This window comes from Paenibacillus sambharensis, from assembly GCF_003233845.1.
GTDB lineage: Bacteria > Bacillota > Bacilli > Paenibacillales > Paenibacillaceae > Paenibacillus_I > Paenibacillus_I sambharensis.
The window spans coordinates 1-447 of sequence record NZ_QKRB01000014.1; the positions used below are offsets into that span (position 1 = coordinate 1).

Genomic DNA, 447 nt, shown 5'->3' on the forward strand with positions numbered 1-447 from the left:
GTAGGACGTTGCCAAGCGGGTAACTAAATACCCAGATTGCTTAGCATTCACCGAGTCAACTTTCCAACATTTATGTGTTGAAAGCAAAGACTCCGGATGTTAAGATGATCTTCCTGCCGATGAGGCGGGCATTGCACCTTGAAAACTGGATAGCGAATGAAAAGTCTAGAACATCTAATTAGCTGAATTAGTTCTAACCGTAACATGGCGACTAGCCATATTACACAGCGAAGGATGTCGGTGAGGAGTGTTCTTTGCGCCGCTAGCGAAACGAGTACGACAGTACGAGTGGAGCATGGTGCAAACACACGACGAATCGAGATCCGGAGCGCCCAGGTTAAGCTACTAAGAGCGCACGGAGGATGCCTAGGCACTAGGAGCCGAAGAAGGACGTGGCGAACGACGAAATGCCTCGGGGAGCCGTAAGCAGGCTTTGATCCGGGGATG

1 rRNA gene is annotated in these 447 nt (G+C 50.3%); it reads left to right on the forward strand.

From position 1 onward, the window contains the following. Positions 1 to 335 precede the first annotated feature (335 nt). Positions 336 to 447, forward strand: a 23S ribosomal RNA gene (locus tag DNH61_RS02220); the annotation flags it as partial.